The following is a 2,500-nucleotide window of genomic DNA, read 5'->3' as shown; positions in this document are numbered from 1 at the left end:
GTCGGCAGACACACGGCGGGTGCTAACGTCCGTCGTGAAAAGGGCAACAACCCTGACCTCCAGCTAAGGTCCCCAAGTCATGGCTAAGTGGGAAAGGATGTGAGGATCCCAAAACAACCAGGATGTTGGCTTAGAAGCAGCCATCATTTAAAGAAAGCGTAACAGCTCACTGGTCTAAATAAGGGTCTTTGCGCCGAAAATGTAACGGGGCTAAAGCCATGCACCGAAGCTGAGGATATGCCGTAAGGCATGTGGTAGCGGAGCGTTCCGTAAGTCTGTGAAGGCGGACCCGTGAGGGCTGCTGGAGATATCGGAAGTGCGAATGTTGACATGAGTAACGATAAAGGGAGTGAGAGACTCCCTCGCCGAAAGACCAAGGGTTCCTGCTTAAAGTTAATCTGAGCAGGGTTAGCCGGCCCCTAAGACGAGGCGGACACGCGTAGTCGATGGGAACCACGTTAATATTCGTGGGCCTGGTGGTAGTGACGGATCTCGTGTGTTGTACATTCTTATTGGATTGAATGTGCGGCGAAGAGGTTCCAGGAAATAGCTCCACCGTATAGACCGTACCCGAAACCGACACAGGTGGTCAGGTAGAGTATACCAAGGCGCTTGAGAGAACTATGTTGAAGGAACTCGGCAAATTGCACGCGTAACTTCGGAAGAAGCGTGACCCCATTTTAGGCAACTATGATGGGGTGGCACAGACCAGGGGGTAGCGACTGTTTATCAAAAACACAGGGCTCTGCGAAGTAGCAATACGACGTATAGGGTCTGACGCCTGCCCGGTGCTGGAAGGTTAAAGGGAGGGGTGCAAGCTCTGAACTGAAGCCCCAGTAAACGGCGGCCGTAACTATAACGGTCCTAAGGTAGCGAAATTCCTTGTCGGGTAAGTTCCGACCTGCACGAATGGCGTAACGACTTCCCCGCTGTCTCCAACATAGACTCAGTGAAATTGAATTCCCCGTGAAGATGCGGGGTTCCTGCGGTCAGACGGAAAGACCCCGTGCACCTTTACTATAGCTTTACACTGGCATTCGCCAAGGCATGTGTAGGATAGGTGGTAGGCTTTGAAGCAGGGACGCCAGTTCTTGTGGAGCCATCCTTGAAATACCACCCTTATCTTCGTGGATGTCTAACCGCGGTCCGTTATCCGGATCCGGGACAGTGTATGGTGGGTAGTTTGACTGGGGCGGTCGCCTCCGAAAGAGTAACGGAGGCGCGCGATGGTGGGCTCAGACCGGTCGGAAATCGGTCGTCGAGTGCAATGGCATAAGCCCGCCTGACTGCGAGACTGACAAGTCGAGCAGAGACGAAAGTCGGTCATAGTGATCCGGTGGTCCCGTGTGGAAGGGCCATCGCTCAACGGATAAAAGGTACGCCGGGGATAACAGGCTGATGACCCCCAAGAGTCCATATCGACGGGGTTGTTTGGCACCTCGATGTCGACTCATCGCATCCTGGGGCTGGAGCAGGTCCCAAGGGTATGGCTGTTCGCCATTTAAAGCGGTACGTGAGTTGGGTTCAGAACGTCGTGAGACAGTTCGGTCCCTATCTGCCGTGGGTGTAGGAATATTGACAGGATCTGTCCCTAGTACGAGAGGACCGGGATGGACGTATCTCTGGTGGATCTGTTGTCCTGCCAAGGGCATAGCAGAGTAGCTATATACGGAATGGATAACCGCTGAAGGCATCTAAGCGGGAAACCAACCTGAAAACGAGTGTTCCCTATCAGAGCCGTGGAAGACGACCACGTTGATAGGACGGGTGTGGAAGCATGGCAACATGTGAAGCTTACCGTTACTAATAGCTCGATCGACTTCTTCGTTCCCATTGTTCATGTTCATCAAGCAAAGCTTGATGACATCATCTTCTGTCCTCACGGGCCAAAGGCCCTGCGGACGGCGCGCCAAACGATTGGCGACGGACTAGCGTCCTGTATGGCTGCCAAACTCAACATCGAGCAAGGCAGGCAAACGGACCAGTCACAGAAAGACGTGTAAATTAAAACGAAGCGCAAGCTTCCCAGCTTCTCGAAACAACACGCATGTGAAAACATGTTCAATGTTGCGTTTTGCCGACCTGGTGGTTATCGCGGGGCGGCTGCACCCGTTCCCTTTCCGAACACGGCCGTGAAACGCCCCAGCGCCAATGGTACTTCGTCTCAAGACGCGGGAGAGTAGGTCGCTGCCAGGTCTGCAAAACGCAACATTCTATCTTCTCTAAACAAACTTCGGCCCAGCCGATACCAAGGGCCGCATCAAGCGGCCTTTTTGCATTCCGGGACTTAAAACCATAAGGCAAACGCCTCGTGCGTCCCTAACAGGAGACAAATCGCCTTCCGCAATTTGCTCCGGCACTACGCATCACAGCTTCCCTGTGATGCAGGCGCGATAAATCCAATAGGGATTTACGCTGGTAACGCGGGGTGGAGCAGCCCGGTAGCTCGTCAGGCTCATAACCTGAAGGCCGCAGGTTCAAATCCTGCCCCCGCAACCAA

At 53.7% G+C, this 2,500-nt stretch carries 1 tRNA gene and 2 rRNA genes (1 of these 3 cut by a window edge); all 3 read left to right on the top strand.

Annotated elements, in window-relative coordinates:
- Window positions 1–1,828: ribosomal RNA gene (locus tag AC1ROR_RS23575) — 23S ribosomal RNA — on the top strand (it extends 968 nt beyond the left edge of the window).
- Window positions 1,829–2,081: 253 nt separating this feature from the next.
- A 5S ribosomal RNA gene (gene rrf, locus AC1ROR_RS23570) occupies window positions 2,082–2,196 on the top strand.
- A gap of 226 nt (window positions 2,197–2,422) precedes the next feature.
- Window positions 2,423–2,499 (top strand) — tRNA-Met (locus AC1ROR_RS23565).
- Window position 2,500 lies beyond the last annotated feature (1 nt).

This window comes from Agrobacterium sp. GW821-FHT14E08 (assembly GCF_058803865.1).
This window is presented reverse-complemented; position numbering and strand designations above follow the sequence as displayed.